General features: G+C 48.6%; 16 protein-coding genes. 7 read left to right on the top strand and 9 right to left on the bottom strand.

The window, feature by feature from the left end:
• Positions 1-18 precede the first annotated feature (18 nt).
• Positions 19-549: an inorganic diphosphatase gene (gene ppa, locus K5X84_RS10700; RefSeq protein ID WP_054489667.1), complete on the bottom strand. Its 531-nt coding sequence runs from the start codon at positions 547-549 to the stop codon at positions 19-21.
• Positions 550-631: 82 nt separating this feature from the next.
• A complete protein-coding gene (locus K5X84_RS10695; RefSeq protein WP_054489665.1) occupies positions 632-1,615 on the bottom strand; it encodes a class 1 fructose-bisphosphatase in 984 nt (327 codons plus the stop codon).
• Between the two features lie 150 nt (positions 1,616-1,765).
• Here K5X84_RS10695 and mpl point away from each other — a divergent pair, with 150 nt between their 5' ends.
• From mpl to panP, 6 genes are read left to right on the top strand one after another with little or no spacing between them, the layout of a single operon-like run.
• Entirely contained in the window at positions 1,766-3,130 is a 1,365-nt protein-coding gene (gene mpl, locus K5X84_RS10690; RefSeq protein ID WP_222235832.1) for a UDP-N-acetylmuramate:L-alanyl-gamma-D-glutamyl-meso-diaminopimelate ligase, read from the top strand.
• Positions 3,127-3,747, top strand: a complete 621-nt coding sequence (locus K5X84_RS10685) for a flavin prenyltransferase UbiX (protein ID WP_222235831.1) — start codon at positions 3,127-3,129, stop codon at positions 3,745-3,747. The genes mpl and K5X84_RS10685 overlap by 4 nt, the downstream gene beginning before the upstream one ends.
• Positions 3,748-3,755: 8 nt before the next feature.
• On the top strand, positions 3,756-4,685 hold the full coding sequence (locus K5X84_RS10680; protein ID WP_054489657.1) for an ABC transporter ATP-binding protein: 930 nt from the start codon (positions 3,756-3,758) through the stop codon (positions 4,683-4,685).
• Positions 4,682-5,458 carry an ABC transporter permease gene (locus K5X84_RS10675; RefSeq protein ID WP_054489655.1) on the top strand — a complete coding sequence of 259 codons (777 nt, stop codon included), beginning with the start codon at positions 4,682-4,684 and terminating at the stop codon, positions 5,456-5,458. The genes K5X84_RS10680 and K5X84_RS10675 overlap by 4 nt, the downstream gene beginning before the upstream one ends.
• Positions 5,458-6,132 carry a tRNA (guanine(46)-N(7))-methyltransferase TrmB gene (gene trmB, locus K5X84_RS10670; RefSeq protein ID WP_054489653.1) on the top strand — a complete coding sequence of 225 codons (675 nt, stop codon included), beginning with the start codon at positions 5,458-5,460 and terminating at the stop codon, positions 6,130-6,132. Before K5X84_RS10675 ends, trmB begins: the two co-directional genes overlap by 1 nt.
• Entirely contained in the window at positions 6,133-7,782 is a 1,650-nt protein-coding gene (panP, locus tag K5X84_RS10665; protein ID WP_222235830.1) for a pyridoxal-dependent aspartate 1-decarboxylase PanP, read from the top strand. It abuts the gene before it with no gap.
• Here panP and panC read toward each other — a convergent pair.
• The 7 genes from panC to sfsA form a co-directional block, all read right to left on the bottom strand.
• Positions 7,775-8,620, bottom strand: a complete 846-nt coding sequence (gene panC, locus K5X84_RS10660; protein WP_222235829.1) for a pantoate--beta-alanine ligase — start codon at positions 8,618-8,620, stop codon at positions 7,775-7,777. The genes panP and panC overlap by 8 nt on opposite strands.
• On the bottom strand, positions 8,617-9,417 hold the full coding sequence (gene panB, locus K5X84_RS10655) for a 3-methyl-2-oxobutanoate hydroxymethyltransferase (RefSeq protein WP_054489648.1): 801 nt from the start codon (positions 9,415-9,417) through the stop codon (positions 8,617-8,619). The genes panC and panB overlap by 4 nt, the downstream gene beginning before the upstream one ends.
• Positions 9,418-9,435: 18 nt before the next feature.
• On the bottom strand, positions 9,436-9,942 hold the full coding sequence (gene folK, locus K5X84_RS10650; protein WP_222235828.1) for a 2-amino-4-hydroxy-6-hydroxymethyldihydropteridine diphosphokinase: 507 nt from the start codon (positions 9,940-9,942) through the stop codon (positions 9,436-9,438).
• Positions 9,929-11,248 carry a polynucleotide adenylyltransferase PcnB gene (gene pcnB / locus K5X84_RS10645; RefSeq protein WP_054489643.1) on the bottom strand — a complete coding sequence of 440 codons (1,320 nt, stop codon included), beginning with the start codon at positions 11,246-11,248 and terminating at the stop codon, positions 9,929-9,931. Before pcnB ends, folK begins: the two co-directional genes overlap by 14 nt.
• A gap of 149 nt (positions 11,249-11,397) precedes the next feature.
• On the bottom strand, positions 11,398-12,249 hold the full coding sequence (gene gluQRS, locus K5X84_RS10640) for a tRNA glutamyl-Q(34) synthetase GluQRS (protein ID WP_222235827.1): 852 nt from the start codon (positions 12,247-12,249) through the stop codon (positions 11,398-11,400).
• A 6-nt stretch (positions 12,250-12,255) separates the two neighbouring features.
• Positions 12,256-12,708: an RNA polymerase-binding protein DksA gene (gene dksA / locus K5X84_RS10635; protein ID WP_054489640.1), complete on the bottom strand. Its 453-nt coding sequence runs from the start codon at positions 12,706-12,708 to the stop codon at positions 12,256-12,258.
• 142 nt (positions 12,709-12,850) lie between these two features.
• Positions 12,851-13,555 carry a DNA/RNA nuclease SfsA gene (gene sfsA / locus K5X84_RS10630; RefSeq protein ID WP_199494282.1) on the bottom strand — a complete coding sequence of 235 codons (705 nt, stop codon included), beginning with the start codon at positions 13,553-13,555 and terminating at the stop codon, positions 12,851-12,853.
• A gap of 58 nt (positions 13,556-13,613) precedes the next feature.
• Here sfsA and pepB point away from each other — a divergent pair, with 58 nt between their 5' ends.
• A complete protein-coding gene (gene pepB / locus K5X84_RS10625; RefSeq protein WP_222235826.1) occupies positions 13,614-14,912 on the top strand; it encodes an aminopeptidase PepB in 1,299 nt (432 codons plus the stop codon).

Genomic DNA, 14,912 nt, shown 5'->3' with positions numbered 1-14,912 from the left:
GCTATGGTTCACTCTAAATTAAGATTTTTTTGCGCGCTCAAAAGAAGACACAATTTCTTCTTTTGCGGCAGCTGCGTCAGCCCAGCCGTCAACTTTAACCCACTTGCCTTTTTCAAGCTCTTTGTAACGCTCAAAGAAGTGAGTAATTTGTGCTTTGAGTAGCTCTGGCAAGTCATCAATGTCGTTGATGTGGTCGTATTCTTTGGTCAGTTTACTCACCGGAACAGCAATGACTTTTGCGTCTTCACCAGACTCGTCCGTCATTTTCAATACGCCAACTGGACGGCATTTGATGACAGAACCTGCCTGCAGAGGGTATGGAGTAGGCACTAACACATCAACCGGGTCGCCATCCAATGACAAGGTTTCGTTAACAAAACCGTAGTTCGCCGGATAGAACATGGGTGTCGACATAAAGCGGTCAACCCAAAGTGTACCAGTGTCTTTATCGACTTCGTATTTGATCGGGTCAGCGTTTGCCGGGATCTCGATAATAACGTTAACTTCTTCAGGCATATTGGCGCCTGCGGTGACGTTTCCTAAGCTCATAGTACTTCCTGCTGTATGTATAAAATAAAAGTTACTGCGCGATTATAACGGTTGGACCTTTTCACGCAATATCGATATCAGTCTAATAAGGTTTTGGGTGCTTACTGTGGTACTCCATACACATATCCACTTCGTTTGCGGACCCCATAACCACGGATACCCGTTGGTGAATATGTTCCGGCACAATCTCCATTAAACGACGATAACCGTCAGTCGCTTTACCGCCGGCTTTTTCAACCAGCATAGACATTGGCGCAACTTCATATAAAAGGCGCAGTTTAAAAGGTTTGTCGGGGTTACGGGCATCCCAGGGGTAAGTGAACAATCCGCCGCGTGAAATCACACGGTGTACGTCGGAGACCATAGCGGCGTTCCAGCGCATATTAAAATTCTTGCCGCGAGGACCTTCTTCACCGTCGAGTAAATCAGTAATATAGGCGCGAATAGGATCGGCCCAGTGACGGCGGTTCGACATATTAATCGCGAACTCTTTGGTGTCTTTCGGAATTTCTGCTTTTTCGTGGGTCAGTAAAAACTCACCAACGGTTTGATCCAGAGTGTAAATGCGCACTGCTTTGCCTGTGGTCATAACCAACATGGTCGCCGGTCCATACAAAACATAGCCTGCTGCTACCTGAGCTTTGCCGGGCTGCAAAAACATGTTCTCGCTGGTTTCTTCGCCTTCGGGCTTGCGCAGAATAGAGAAAATAGTACCAACACCACCATTTATATCGATGTTAGAGCTGCCATCCAACGGGTCAAAGGCAACCAAATAATGTCCTGAATTTGGGCTTTCGACAATGGAATCTTCTTCTTCAGAAGCAATAGCATGTACGTTAGGTGATTCCAGCAACAGAGTTTTTAACAGCTGATTTGCAACAACATCGAGTTTTTTCTGTGTCTCGCCCTGAATGTTTTCATCCAGTGTTGAGCCTAATACACCGGCTAATGCGCCCTGGTGCAGACGGAAAGAAATTTCCTTGGCCGCAATTTGAATGGTGTTAATAACAGAGATAAGCGACTCGCTGGTTTGATCCGCTCTCAGTGTTGGTAATAAACGTTTCATGAAAGTTCCTGCAGCTCTGGTTGTTGGATGCTTACAAATGTATGTTCAGAGAGCGCAAATGATACCTTATTTTTTGGTAAAAATCCTGCTTGTCAGCGACGACGGTGGTACACTTTCGATATTTTTTAAACGAACGGGTTTGGATAACGCATGCACATTCATATCGTCGGGATTTGCGGTACTTTCATGGGGGGCGTCGCCGCTATAGCACAGCAATTGGGACACCGTGTTACCGGGTCTGACGCTCAAGTCTATCCGCCTATGAGTACGCAACTGGAAAATCTCGGCATTGAATTAATGCAGGGGTATTCGCAGAACAACTTAAAGCCGCGCCCCGATATGGTGATTATTGGTAACGCGCTAAGCCGCGGTAACGATGAAGTAGAAGCAGTCCTACGCGAGCGCATTCCCTACGTTTCTGGCGCGCAGTGGCTGCACGATAATGTGTTGACTCAACGCTGGGTGCTGGCGGTTGCCGGCACTCATGGAAAAACCACGACAGCCAGTATGCTGAGCTGGATTTTACAAGATAGCGGTTTTGAACCCGGTTTTATGATTGGTGGCGTACCGGGGAATTTCCCTGTGAGTGCACGCCTAACCGATTCCAACTTTTTTGTCATTGAAGCGGACGAGTACGATACGGCCTTCTTCGATAAGCGTTCTAAATTTGTTCATTACGCTCCGGATACTTTGATTCTGAATAACCTTGAGTTCGATCATGCGGATATCTTCCCTGACTTAGCTTCTATTCAGCGACAATTTGCGCATTTACTGCGGGTGGTTCCCGATACCGGACAGGTGATTTTACCCAGCGATGATGCCGCTCTGGAAGCGGTCATTGAGCAAGGTTGCTGGAGCCCGGTCGTACGTGTCGGAGAGGAAGGCGAATGGCAGGCTAAACTGCTTAAAGCTGATGGGACTGAGTTTGAAGTACATTATCAGGGCAAGTGTATCGCACGGGTTAACTGGAACATCCTGGGGACCCACAATGTAAATAACGCCATGATGGCCATTATTGCTGCAGCTCATGTTGGTATTAAAGCAGAGCAAAGCGCACAGGCTCTTGCCTTATTTAAAAGCCCGAAACGGCGCATGGAGTTATTGGGTGAATACGGTGGTATAAAGGTCTTTGATGATTTTGCCCATCACCCCAGTGCAATCAAAACAACCGTATCTGGCTTGCGACAGCATCAACCAACGAGCCGCATTATTGCCGTACTGGAGCCCAGATCAAATACCATGAAAATGGGGGTTCACAGCGATACTCTGGCTGAGTCGTTAGCCGATGCCGACGACATATTTGTACTGCAGCCAGAAGGGCTGAAGTGGCGCTTAGCTGAAAAAATGCCGAATGCTCATGTGTTTGAATCTACAGATGATTTGCTGGCAGGGTTGTTGACCGAAGCGCAAGCGGGGGACTCTGTACTGATTATGAGTAACGGCAGTTTCGATGGCTTGCATCAACGTTTTCTTAAAGCGCTGCAAGAACTGGATGACACAGGAGCCGAGTCATGAAAAACGACAATAGAATCACTGTTGCGATAACCGGCGCCTCGGGTGCCCCTTATGCCCTGCGTTTGCTACAATGCCTACTTGATCAAGATCAACAGGTACTGTTGTTGATCTCAAGTGCCGCGCGAGTAGTGCTGGCCACAGAGCAGAATATGCAAATTCCGGCAGCTCCTGAGAAAGCAGCTTCTATGCTGTGTGAGCACTTTTCGGTAGATGCTGAAAAGCTCAAAGTCTACGGCAAAGAAGAGTGGTTTTCGCCGGTCGCATCTGGTTCAGCGGCACCTGCTAAAATGGTGGTTTGTCCTTGTTCAACCAGTACTTTGTCAGCCATTGCCCATGGCAGTAGCAATACGCTGATCGAGCGAGCTGCCGATGTCGTAATGAAAGAGCGCGGCCAACTTATTTTGGTGCCGAGAGAGTCGCCGCTTTCAACTATTCATTTACAGAATATGCTGCAACTCAGTCAGCAGGGCGTGACCATAATGCCGGCAGCGCCTGGCTTTTATCATCAACCCGAAAGTATTGATGATTTAATTGATTTTATGGTGGCCAGAATTTTAGACCACCTGGGCCTTGAGCAGCGTTTAGTTAGCCGCTGGGGCTATGGAAAGGAGTCATAAAGAGGTTTATGAAAGCTTTAGAAATTGAAGACTTACGCAAAACATACCGCGGTGGCTTTGAAGCCCTGAAAGGTATTAATTTGGTGGTCGAAGAGGGCGATTTCTATGCTCTGCTGGGTCCTAATGGTGCCGGCAAGTCGACCACTATTGGTATTATTTCTTCGCTGGTTAATAAGACGTCAGGCAAGGTAAAGGTATTTGGTTATGACCTGGATACACAACTTACTGACTTAAAACGTCAAATTGGCCTGGTACCTCAGGAGTTTAACTTCAACCAATTTGAAACAGTGCATCAGATAGTGGTGAATCAAGCGGGCTATTACGGTGTGCCTCGTTCGCTAGCGAAAGAACGCTCAGAGAAATACCTTAAACAACTTGGGTTGTGGGATAAGCGTAATGAACCATCGCGGTCGCTTTCCGGTGGTATGAAGCGACGCCTGATGATTGCCCGGGCGTTATTGCACGAACCGAAACTGTTGATTCTTGATGAGCCGACAGCGGGTGTCGATATTGAGCTTAGACGTTCAATGTGGGATTACCTGACAAAAATAAATCAACAAGGCATTACCATCATTTTGACCACACATTATTTAGAAGAGGCGGAAACTCTGTGTCGTAATATAGGCATCATTGATAGTGGTCGTATTATTGAAGACACCTCAATGAAGCGTTTGCTGGCGCAGTTAAGTCGGGAGACTTTTGTGCTGGACCTGGCCCCTGGCCATAACGGAGCTGAGATTAAAGACTTCAACCACCTCTGGAAAGACGAACATACGTTAGAAGTTGAGGTAGATAAGGATGCCGGACTGAATGCGGTATTCGAGCAGCTTTCAGCACAAAAGGTAAAAGTCTTATCGATGCGTAATAAAGCGAACCGTTTAGAGGAGCTGTTTGTGTCTATGGTAGAACAAGGGCGTCAGCAGGAGGCCGCGAAATGAGTCATTCCGCCGCTAACTTTATCGCGTTAAAAACCATCTGGATTAAAGAGTGCACCCGTTTTCTCCGTATTTGGATACAAACTCTGGTACCGCCTGCTATCACTATGACTCTGTATTTTGTCATTTTCGGTAGCATTGTGGGTGAACGAATTGGTGACATGAGTGGCGTGGGTTATATGGAGTTTATTGTGCCCGGGCTTATCATGATGTCAGTCATTACTAACTCCTATTCTAATGTCGCATCGTCATTCTTTAGTGCTAAATTTCAGCGCAACATTGAAGAAATGCTGGTGTCGCCGGTACCTACTGCCGTTATTATTGCCGGTTATGTCGGTGGTGGTATGGCAAGGGCGATGATTGTTGCCGTTATTGTCACCTGCGTATCCTTCTTATTTGCCGATATCCAGATTGCCCATATTGGTTATGTCATCTTAACCGTGGTCTTAACCTCGACCTTATTCTGTCTGGGCGGACTAATTAATGCGGTTTACGGTAAGACTTTTGACGACATTTCTATTGTGCCAACGTTCGTTTTAACGCCTCTTACCTATTTAGGCGGGGTGTTTTACTCAGTCAGCTTGTTACCTGAGTTTTGGCAAAAGGTTTCTATGGCAAACCCTGTTCTTTATATGGTTAACGGTTTTCGTTACGGCTTTTTAGGACAGTCTGATGTAAGCATTGGCCTGGCTATAGGAGTCTTAGTTGGTTTTAATATTCTGTTTTTCGCGGCGGCTTATTATATTCTGGATAAAGGCATAGGAATTCGCTCCTGATGCAGCAGGCAAGACCAGTTTCGACGAATCAAAACGGGCCGCACGAAGATACCGAAGCGGTGGTTCGTCGTCATTTGCAAAGCGAGTTTCTGAAGCCGATTCAGGAGCATAACCAGCAGGCGTTTGATGAAATTAACGCACAAGTTGAAAGCTGGGGCGGGCCAATTATTCTCGACTCCTGCTGTGGTGTTGGAGAAAGCACCGCGAAACTGGCAGAGCTTAATCCTCACGCAATGGTTATTGGTGTCGATAAATCGGCGCACCGGGTAGAACGGCACAGTCACTACCAGAGCGGCGAGAATGGTCAGCGCTACTGGGTTGTGCGGGCTGACTTGAATGACTTCTGGCGACTGGCTAACCAGGCAAATTGGCAGCCACAGCAGCATTGCATTTTATATCCTAACCCCTGGCCTAAATCTGCTCACTTATCGCGTCGCTGGCACGGTAGTCCAGTATGGAAAGACGTTGTTGCGCTGGGTGGTCAACTGCAGATGCGTTCAAACTGGAGCCTGTACTTGCTTGAAGTGGCTCAGGCCCTTAAGGTGAGCGGATACCATGCCGATATTTCGTTATTGGCAGACAATGCAGACCCGATAACACCGTTTGAACGTAAATATAAAAACAGCGGCCAGGCGTTATGGCAACTGCATGCGAACCTATCTAAGGAGTCTTGATTGAGCCCCAAAAATGACATAGCGGAAGTCAGCCAGGAATCTCTGTATCGTATATTTACCATACCAGAGGCACCGGACTCGACGCTGGGTAAAATCGAAAAGCACCTTTCAGAAAACCTGATGGGGTTTCTGGGTGAGCACATTGTCGCCCGCGAGAAGCCTTTGCAGGAAATTGAAAGGGACTTCGATAAATCACAGATCCCGGAAGAGCCTCAGTTTGTTTCTGACCATACCGAGTTTCTGCTGGATAAGTTGGTTGCACATTCTGTGCATACAGCATCGCCTCGCTTTATTGGTCACATGACATCGGCCCTGCCGTATTTCCTTTTGCCATTGGCCAAACTGATGGTCGGGCTCAATCAGAACCTGGTAAAAATTGAAACCTCCAAGGCCTTTACACCTTTAGAGCGTAACGTTATCGGCATGCTGCATCATTTGGTGTATCAACAGGATGCGCCGTTCTATAACCGCTGGATGCACAGTGCTCAGCATTCTTTGGGGGCGTTTTGTTCGGGTGGAACCATCGCCAATATGACGGCGCTTTGGGTAGCCCGTAACCGCTTATTGCAGGCTGACGGTGACTTTGCCGGTATTGCAGCCGATGGCCTGGCTGCCGGTCTTCAGCATTATGGCTACTCTAAGCTAACGGTGGTGGTGTCTGAGCGAGGGCACTATTCGCTGAGCAAAGCAGCTGATGTACTGGGTATTGGTCGTAAGAATTTAGTCTCAGTGGCGACAGACAGTAATAACCGCATTCGTATAGATGAGTTGCGAAAGACCTGTGAACAGATTGCAAAAGAGGGCGGCAAGGTGCTGGCGCTGGTTGGTGTTGCAGGTACAACGGAAACGGGGCACATTGATCCGCTGGACGATATGGCAACAGTTGCGGAAGAAGTGGATGCTCACTTTCATGTTGATGCTGCCTGGGGCGGGGCAACGTTATTGTCTGAACAGCATCGTCCATTACTGGCGGGTATTGAACGGGCCGACAGTGTCACTATTGATGCTCACAAACAAATGTATGTGCCTATGGGTGCGGGTTTGGTGTTGTTTAAGAATCCGTCTTTGGTCAAATCTATAGAACACCATGCGGAATACATTATTCGTCAGGGCTCTAAGGATTTGGGTTCCCATTCAATGGAAGGTTCGAGAGCGGGTATGGCCATGATGGTATTTTCGGCTATGCACGTTATTGGGCGCCGGGGTTATGAATTACTGATTAATAACAGCATTGATAAAGCGCGTTATTTCTCAAAGCTCATTGCAGAGCAGGACGATTTTGAAGTGATTACAGAGCCGGAGCTTTGTATTTTAACGTACCGTTTTGTTCCGGCTAAAGTGAAAGCGGCTCTGGAAAAAGCAACGCCTGAGCAGTTGGCACGACTGACCCCTCATTTGAATGCCCTGACCCGCTATATTCAAAAACGTCAGCGGGAAAGTGGCCAATCTTTTGTGTCGCGTACAAAGCTAACGCCAGGCCAATATCATCATGAGCCAACCGTGGTGTTTCGTGTGGTGCTGGCTAACCCATTAACAACGGATGAAATGCTGCAGGAAGTTTTGAATGAGCAGCGTCAAATTGCCTCAAAAGCGACCAGTTTGCGAGGCGCACTGCATACCGAAATGCGTGAACTCGGTATGCTTACCTAGCGCTGGTGTTGGAAACCCTTAGGTTGTCAATCAGGCGCGTTTTCCCCATAAAGGCGGCTGCCAGGATCACCCACTCAGGGTCTTCTGCTGTCGCTTCCTGCAAGTCTTTTGCATTACGAATACTGAAGTAGTCAGGTACAAAGCCTGCTTGACTTAAATCTTCTTCGGCTGCTTTTTCCAGTTCAGAAAAGTTAGTGCTTACACCCAGTTCAACTTTGGTCTTTTGAAGAGTCCGGTAAAGTGCGGCCGCTTGTTGCTTCTGTTCAGGCGATAAATAACCGTTGCGCGAGCTCATCGCTAAGCCACTGGTTTCACGCTGAGTTGGTGCGCCCAGAACTTCAACGGGTAAGCTTAAGTCCTGTGTCATTAAACGAATGACCTGTAACTGCTGATAGTCTTTTTCGCCAAATACGGCTAACTGCGGCTGTACCATATTAAAGAGTTTGCAGACAATGGTCGCAACTCCGGTGAAATGCCCAGGCCGACTGGCTCCGCATAAAATGTCACTAATACCCGGCACTTCAATACGGGTCTGTTTGTCCAGGCCTCTGGGATAAACGTCACTGACCTGTGGCGTAAATACGGCAGAAACGCCAAGGGCATCCAATGCCTGGCAGTCGGCCTCTAAAGTGCGCGGATAGCTGTCGAGATCTTCGTTTTCTCCAAATTGCATAGGGTTCACAAAAATACTAACGACAACGTTATCGCAACGCTCCAGCGCTGTTTTTACCAGATGCAGGTGTCCATCGTGTAAGTTACCCATGGTCGGTACCAGAGCAACTTCTGATTGTTGCTGGCGCCACTTCCGAAGCTCAGCCAGTGACTTTAGTACCCTCATTTATAGCTGTGCTCTGAAGTTGGGAATTCGCCTGACCGTACCTGCTCTGCAAATGAGCGAAAGGCATCGGCAAGAGAGCCGCCCTGGCCTAAGAAGTCTTTAGCGAACTTAGGCAAATAGTCGCTGTTCATGCCCAGCATATCGTGCATAACCAGAATTTGTCCGTCAGTATCGGCACCTGCACCAATACCAATGGTTGGAATGGATAACTGCTCAGTAATGCGCTTACCAAGTGAAGCCGGAACGCACTCCAGAACAAGCAACTGAGCCCCCGCTTTTTCAAGCAATAGTGCCTGATTGAGCGTATCGTCAGCTTGCTGTTGCTCTTTACCCTGCACTTTATAGCCACCCAGAACATTCACCGACTGTGGCAATAATCCCAGATGTGCGCAGACCGGAATGCCGCGAGTTTTTAAGCCTTCAATGGTCTCGACTAACCACTGTCCGCCTTCTAACTTAACCATATTTGCGCCGGCCTGCATTAAGCGGCCGGCAACCTCGTAGGCTTGCTCAGGTGTGCTGTAAGTCATGAAAGGCATATCGGCTATAACAAAGGCGTCGCTGGCGCCACGACGAACGCACTGCGTATGGTAGACCATATCGTCGGTGGTAACCGGTACAGTTGAATCCCGGCCCTGTACGACATTACCCAGGGAGTCACCGACCAGAATAAAGTCCACGCCCTGTTCGGTCATAAGTTTGGCAAAGCTTGAATCGTATGCAGTCAGGGAGCTTATTTTGGTCCCTTCTTTTTTCATTTTCTGTAACGTTGCAATGCTGGTTTTGGTTGTTGCCATAACGCACCTTCAGCAGTATTAGATTATGATCTCAGACGAACAGATTATCACGTCTAAGCCGTCTTCGGTAAGTGCCTCTGCCTGTTGCTTAACGGTATTTCCGTTCGGAAGAATCCTGTCCGGCGCTATTTCGGCTAAAGGGAAAAGAACAAAGTTACGTTCGTATAAGCCTGGGTGGGGCACTTTCAATTGCTCGGAATGATGCTGTTGCTCACCAAACAGAAGCAAATCAAGATCCAGCGTGCGTTCTCCCCAATGTCTCACTCGTTTGCGACCAAATGCATCTTCAATATCGTGTAAGGCCTGAAGAAGTTCGGCTGCTGTTAATTCTGTCGCCACCGAGCAAACGGCATTAACGTAGTCTGGCTGATCCTGAGGGCCCATTGGCTTGCTACCGTAAAGAGACGAGTAAGCTAATAACTGCCAGCGCGAGTCCTCGTTCAGAGCCTGTAATGCCGACAGAAGGTTGTCTGTCGGCTGGCCCAGATTACTCCCTAGTGCAATAAAGGCCTTATGTGGCGTCATTGCCTTTATTTTCCTGAGGTTTACGGCGCGGTCCACGGCGTCTGCGTGGTTTGCGGCGGCCGCTTCCGGGGCCTGGCTTTGAAGCTTTTAGTTGAGCCGGGTTGTCCTGTGCTTTGCTCCAGTGGGCCGCAAGTTCAGACAGTTTTTTGTCACCGCTTTCGGCAAATGAACGCAGTAAAAGAAAGTCGTAAGCAGCACGGAAGCGCTTGTGCTCCAGCACCTTCATGGCACGAACGCCTTTAGTTACATTCAGCCGGCGCTGTAACTGCCAGATATCTCGCGCTGGCAGGCTAAAACGCTTAGGCAGTGATACGCGCTGTGACTGTCTGTGAATAACGTCAGCCGCTGCAACATTGAGGGCATCCATTGGCGGCAGACCGCCTTCGTTTTCAAGTTGTTCACGACGAGCCTGCAGCGGCCACCATAAGAGCACCGCAATTAAATATGCGGGCGTTACGCGTTGCTCTTCGGCAATACGCTTGTCGGTGTCTCTAAAAGCTTTCAGCATCATTTGGTAAGGTGCGGCCTGCTCATCGGCTAAGTAATCTTTCAGCATTGGGAAGAGCTGTTGGAACAGGCCAAACTCTACCATCATAAGAAAGTTTGCTTCCGCCTTACCCGACATGAACATCTTCAGAAATTCGTCAAATAAACGAGCCGGAGGAATGTTAATCAACAAGGGGGCAAGCTCTTTTAGCGGACCGCTGACCGAGTTATCCATCTGCATATTGAGCTTGGTGGCAAAGCGCACCGCACGAAGCATTCGTACCGGGTCTTCCCGGTAACGTACTTCCGGGTCGCCAATCATGCGTAATATACCGGCATTAATGTCACTAACGCCGTTAGCAAAATCGTAAATTGCGAAATCGGCAATATTGTAATAGAGCGCGTTGGCAGTAAAATCACGACGTTCCGCGTCTTCTTCTATAGTGCCGTAAACGTTGTCGCGCACCAACTGACCGTGCTCATCTTGATCTGCTGTCCGGTTCTTTTTATTTTCTTCCTGGGGGCTGTCGCCATGATGGCCGCGAAAAGTTGCAACTTCTATGACCTCACGCCCGAACACCACATGAGCCAGACGAAACCGACGCCCAATTAAGCGACAGTTGCGAAACAAAGACTTTATCTGCTCAGGTGTGGCATTAGTGGTAACGTCAAAATCTTTTGGCTCCAGGCCGAGCAGAATGTCGCGGATACAGCCGCCAACAAGATAGGCTTCAAAACCGCTGTTGTGCAGGCGGTAAAGAACCTTTATGGCGTTCTTACTGATATCGTTACGAGATACGGGGTGTTTATCCCTGGAGATAACTTGTAATTTGGGTAAACGGCTGGAGTCCTGCTCCGCCGCTTTACTGGAAAAGGCGCGCTTTGCCAGTGCTTTAATTCGCTTAATAATGGTGGTTCTCCCTTACCATTTTTTTATTCAGAGTTAGTAGCTGTTTGGATATTGTACCGTTAACAACCCAGGATATGCCACTTTTTGCGCCAACTTTGCAGCGCCTCCTGCAAAATGTCGTTCACTGAGCCTGTATGCAACTCTGGCTCAAGCTGAATCCCCAAATAGTCGAGCGCCGTCAGCAGGTTATTGCTGGCATAGCGTGAATCGATTGAGGGCGCATGATTTTGCTTACTCAGCTTCAGACCCTTGTCATTAGTTACCAGAGGCAAATGCATCATTCTGGGTTGCTTACCGGTAAAGTACTGCCATAAAGTGAGCTGCCAATAGCTGGGTGTGATTAAGTCACTCCCCCTGACAATGTCGGTAACCCCTTGCTCAATATCATCAACCACAACGGCCAGCTGGTAAGCATACAAACCGTCCCGACGTTTCAACACGAAATCTTCGCTAACAGAAGGCGAGTGGTCAGAAAGTAAGCCTTGGGCTCGGTCATTAAACTCAGTTATGGGGGCGTTATTTATAAAGCGCAGAGCATAAGGCGGTGTACGTGGTTGACGGTTTCGGCAGTATCCATCGTAATGGTCATTACGAGCCCGAATAGCCTGGCGACTGCAGTCACACTGGTAGAGAAGTTCAGCTTTTTGTAACTGATCTAACTGAGATTGATAAGTTGAGTCACGCTGGCTTTGGTACAAAACGGAGCCGTCCCATTCTAAACCATGGGACTCCAGCTGCGTTAAAATGGTATCGGCCGCTCCGGGAGTCGCTCTTGGTTTATCGACATCTTCGATACGAACCAACCATTCTCCCTGGTGGGCTTTGGCATCTAAGTAACTACCGACGGCAGCAACTAATGAACCCAGATGCAAAGGCCCTGAAGGTGTCGGCGCAAAACGGCCACGATACATGAGCCGTTAGGCTCCGGTCATTTGTTTCTCTTTGATTTCAGCCAGCGTCTTACAGTCGACACATTGGTCAGCTGTAGGGCGAGCTTCTAAACGGCGAATACCAATTTCAATGCCGCAAGAGTCGCAAAAGCCAAAGTCGTCTTCTTCAATTTTCTGTAACGTTTTTTCAATCTTCTTGATCAATTTACGTTCGCGGTCACGAGTACGTAATTCGATACTGAATTCTTCTTCCTGAGCAGCACGGTCTACCGGATCAGGAAAGTTCGCCGCTTCATCTTTCATGTGATGCACGGTGCGATCAACTTCCTGACGTAATTGACGACGCCATTCTTCCAGAATACGACGAAAATGCGAGCGCTGCGCATCGTTCATGTATTCTTCGCCCTGTTTCTCCTGATACGGCTCTAAGCCGGCCATCGCCAGGATGCCATGGGTTTTCTTATCCTTGCCTTGAGGCATCATGGATCTCCTACATTCTCTATTAAAGAGTGCTTTAAAAGCGTGCGTTTAAAAAAAGGACGCTACGTATACCAGAAAGGATTGGTATTGGCAACGTTATTAGCATCAATTTTATTGCTTAAAATCCCCACTGTGCTGAGTTTCAAAGGGTTACGGGAACTGGTCTCTCCAGTTTAATTTCCTGCGGCGTGATAACACATTTCACGGCGTAGAACTCGACGCCTTCAGACTCTGCTTGTTTACAGAGTTCAGCGTACTTAGGATCAATATGTTTTGCTGGTGTAACCGATTCGATTCCCTGGTGCATCACCATATAAAGTTGTATGGCGCGATGACCGTCTCTGGTCATTTGCATGAGTTCATTGAGGTGTTTGTGAGCCCTTTGGCTAACGGCGTCCGGGAAGTAACCGCACTTATCATCGGCTAAGGTGACGCTTTTCACTTCAATAAAACATTCCTGACGGTTTGCATCTATTCCCCACCAGTCGATACGACTTTTTTCCCTGCCATAGCGCAGTTCGGGCTTCAGCTCCTGCCACTGACTAAGTTCAGGCACAAGGTTCGCCTGCAATAATTCGCCGGCCATACGATTGGCGTGTTGCGTATTGACCACAATCATCTCGGCTTTGCTGTTTTGAGCCAGTTCCCAGGTGAGTGAGTATTTACGTTTAGGGTTTTCGGAAACACTACACCAGGCTTTAAAGCCTGGCTGGGCACAACCCGTCATAGCACCAGTGTTAGGACAATGCGCTGTGATGATATCACCCTGACCAAAATCGATGTCAGCCAGAAAGCGCTTGTACCTTTTTTGCAAAACTCCCTGGCGCAGGGGCTTGTTAAATTGCATCAGAGGCCTCATAACTCTAAAGTATAAACAGACAGCAAATTATCGGGAGAGGTACAGAATGTCCAGCGCACTCGCAATCTATTTAACTCAGGAAGCCCCCGCAAGTTATTGGAACCCAAAATCGAATTTAGTGTTTGGTGAAAACAAAGCACAAATCGTCTTAGTTGATGATGAAGCTGAAAACTTGCGACGTATCCAGAAAGCAGGCCGGACTCTGGACAATACCGGAGCCGTTACCATTGAAGCTGCCGGCGGTGACTGGAACCTGGAGCGTCAGTGGGCGTTGTCACAAGGTTTCACCTCAACTTTGTCAACCAATCAGGTTATCTGGAATAAAACCGATGAGCCCGCTGCAAAAGAGCTTAATGCCATGCGTGAAGCGACTCGCTTCAGTCGCGAACTGACCAATTTGTCAGCCGAAGAAATTTACCCTGAAAGCTTAGCGAAGCGGGTAACCGAGCACTTTAACGCCTTGGCACCGGATGCAGTCAGTGCGGAATTTATAAAAGGTGAAGCACTGAAAGATGCCGGCTGGATGGGAATTTACACGGTAGGTCGTGCCAGTCAGCACGCACCGGGGTTACTGGTGTTGGATTACAACCCAACCGGTGATGACAACGCGCCGGTTGAAACAGCCCTTATTGGTAAAGGTATTACCTACGACAGTGGTGGTTACAGCATTAAGCCCAGCGAAGGCATGTTGTCTATGAAGTGCGACATGGGTGGTGCTGCCACAGTATCCGGCGCATTGTCACTGGCAATACGTCGCGGCCTGAATAAGCGCGTGAAGCTGCTGCTCTGCTGCGCTGAAAACATGATTGATGGCCGTGCTTACAAGTTGGGCGACATTATTCGCTATAAAAACGGCCTGACCGTTGAAGTTGTGAATACCGATGCAGAAGGTCGACTGGTGCTGGCCGATGGCTTACAAGCCGCGGGCGAGTTTGGTGCGAAACAGATTATTGATGCGGCAACTCTGACCGGCGCTGCGCAAATGGCGGTCGGTAATGAGTACAATGCGTTATTTAGTGTAGATGAGCCTGCTGCCACTAAAGCTCTGGCCAACGCCGATAAAGAAAACGAGCTGTTGTGGCGTTTGCCTCTGGCTCCGTGGCACAGTGAAAACTGCCCGTCGCCTTTTGCTGATACGGCAAACAGCCGTCCACAAAAAGGTGGTGGTGCCGGTGGTGCAAGTAACGCTGCAGGCTTTTTACTGCGTTTTGCCCCGAACAAAGGCAAGGGTTGGCTGCACTTTGACTTAGCGGGTGCTTACCAAAAATCGGCGACCTCTATGTGGGCGACAGGTGCAACCGCTGCCGGTGTGCGTACCATAGCAGCAACCGTACAAGGTGATTAA

Origin of the sequence: Idiomarina abyssalis (assembly GCF_019797805.1) — a bacterium.
Lineage (GTDB): Bacteria > Pseudomonadota > Gammaproteobacteria > Enterobacterales > Alteromonadaceae > Idiomarina > Idiomarina abyssalis.
This window is presented reverse-complemented; position numbering and strand designations above follow the sequence as displayed.

What these genes read in the sequence shown, in the direction of transcription:
- ppa (WP_054489667.1), bottom strand. Translation starts at nt 549, where the DNA reads ATGAGCTTAGGAAACGTCACCGCAGGCGCCAATATGCCTGAAGAAGTT.
- K5X84_RS10695 (WP_054489665.1), bottom strand. Translation starts at nt 1,615, where the DNA reads ATGAAACGTTTATTACCAACACTGAGAGCGGATCAAACCAGCGAGTCG.
- mpl (WP_222235832.1), top strand. Translation starts at nt 1,766, where the DNA reads ATGCACATTCATATCGTCGGGATTTGCGGTACTTTCATGGGGGGCGTC.
- K5X84_RS10685 (WP_222235831.1), top strand. Translation starts at nt 3,127, where the DNA reads ATGAAAAACGACAATAGAATCACTGTTGCGATAACCGGCGCCTCGGGT.
- K5X84_RS10680 (WP_054489657.1), top strand. Translation starts at nt 3,756, where the DNA reads ATGAAAGCTTTAGAAATTGAAGACTTACGCAAAACATACCGCGGTGGC.
- K5X84_RS10675 (WP_054489655.1), top strand. Translation starts at nt 4,682, where the DNA reads ATGAGTCATTCCGCCGCTAACTTTATCGCGTTAAAAACCATCTGGATT.
- trmB (WP_054489653.1), top strand. Translation starts at nt 5,458, where the DNA reads ATGCAGCAGGCAAGACCAGTTTCGACGAATCAAAACGGGCCGCACGAA.
- panC (WP_222235829.1), bottom strand. Translation starts at nt 8,620, where the DNA reads ATGAGGGTACTAAAGTCACTGGCTGAGCTTCGGAAGTGGCGCCAGCAA.
- panB (WP_054489648.1), bottom strand. Translation starts at nt 9,417, where the DNA reads ATGGCAACAACCAAAACCAGCATTGCAACGTTACAGAAAATGAAAAAA.
- folK (WP_222235828.1), bottom strand. Translation starts at nt 9,942, where the DNA reads ATGACGCCACATAAGGCCTTTATTGCACTAGGGAGTAATCTGGGCCAG.
- gluQRS (WP_222235827.1), bottom strand. Translation starts at nt 12,249, where the DNA reads ATGTATCGTGGCCGTTTTGCGCCGACACCTTCAGGGCCTTTGCATCTG.
- dksA (WP_054489640.1), bottom strand. Translation starts at nt 12,708, where the DNA reads ATGCCTCAAGGCAAGGATAAGAAAACCCATGGCATCCTGGCGATGGCC.
- sfsA (WP_199494282.1), bottom strand. Translation starts at nt 13,555, where the DNA reads ATGCAATTTAACAAGCCCCTGCGCCAGGGAGTTTTGCAAAAAAGGTAC.
- pepB (WP_222235826.1), top strand. Translation starts at nt 13,614, where the DNA reads ATGTCCAGCGCACTCGCAATCTATTTAACTCAGGAAGCCCCCGCAAGT.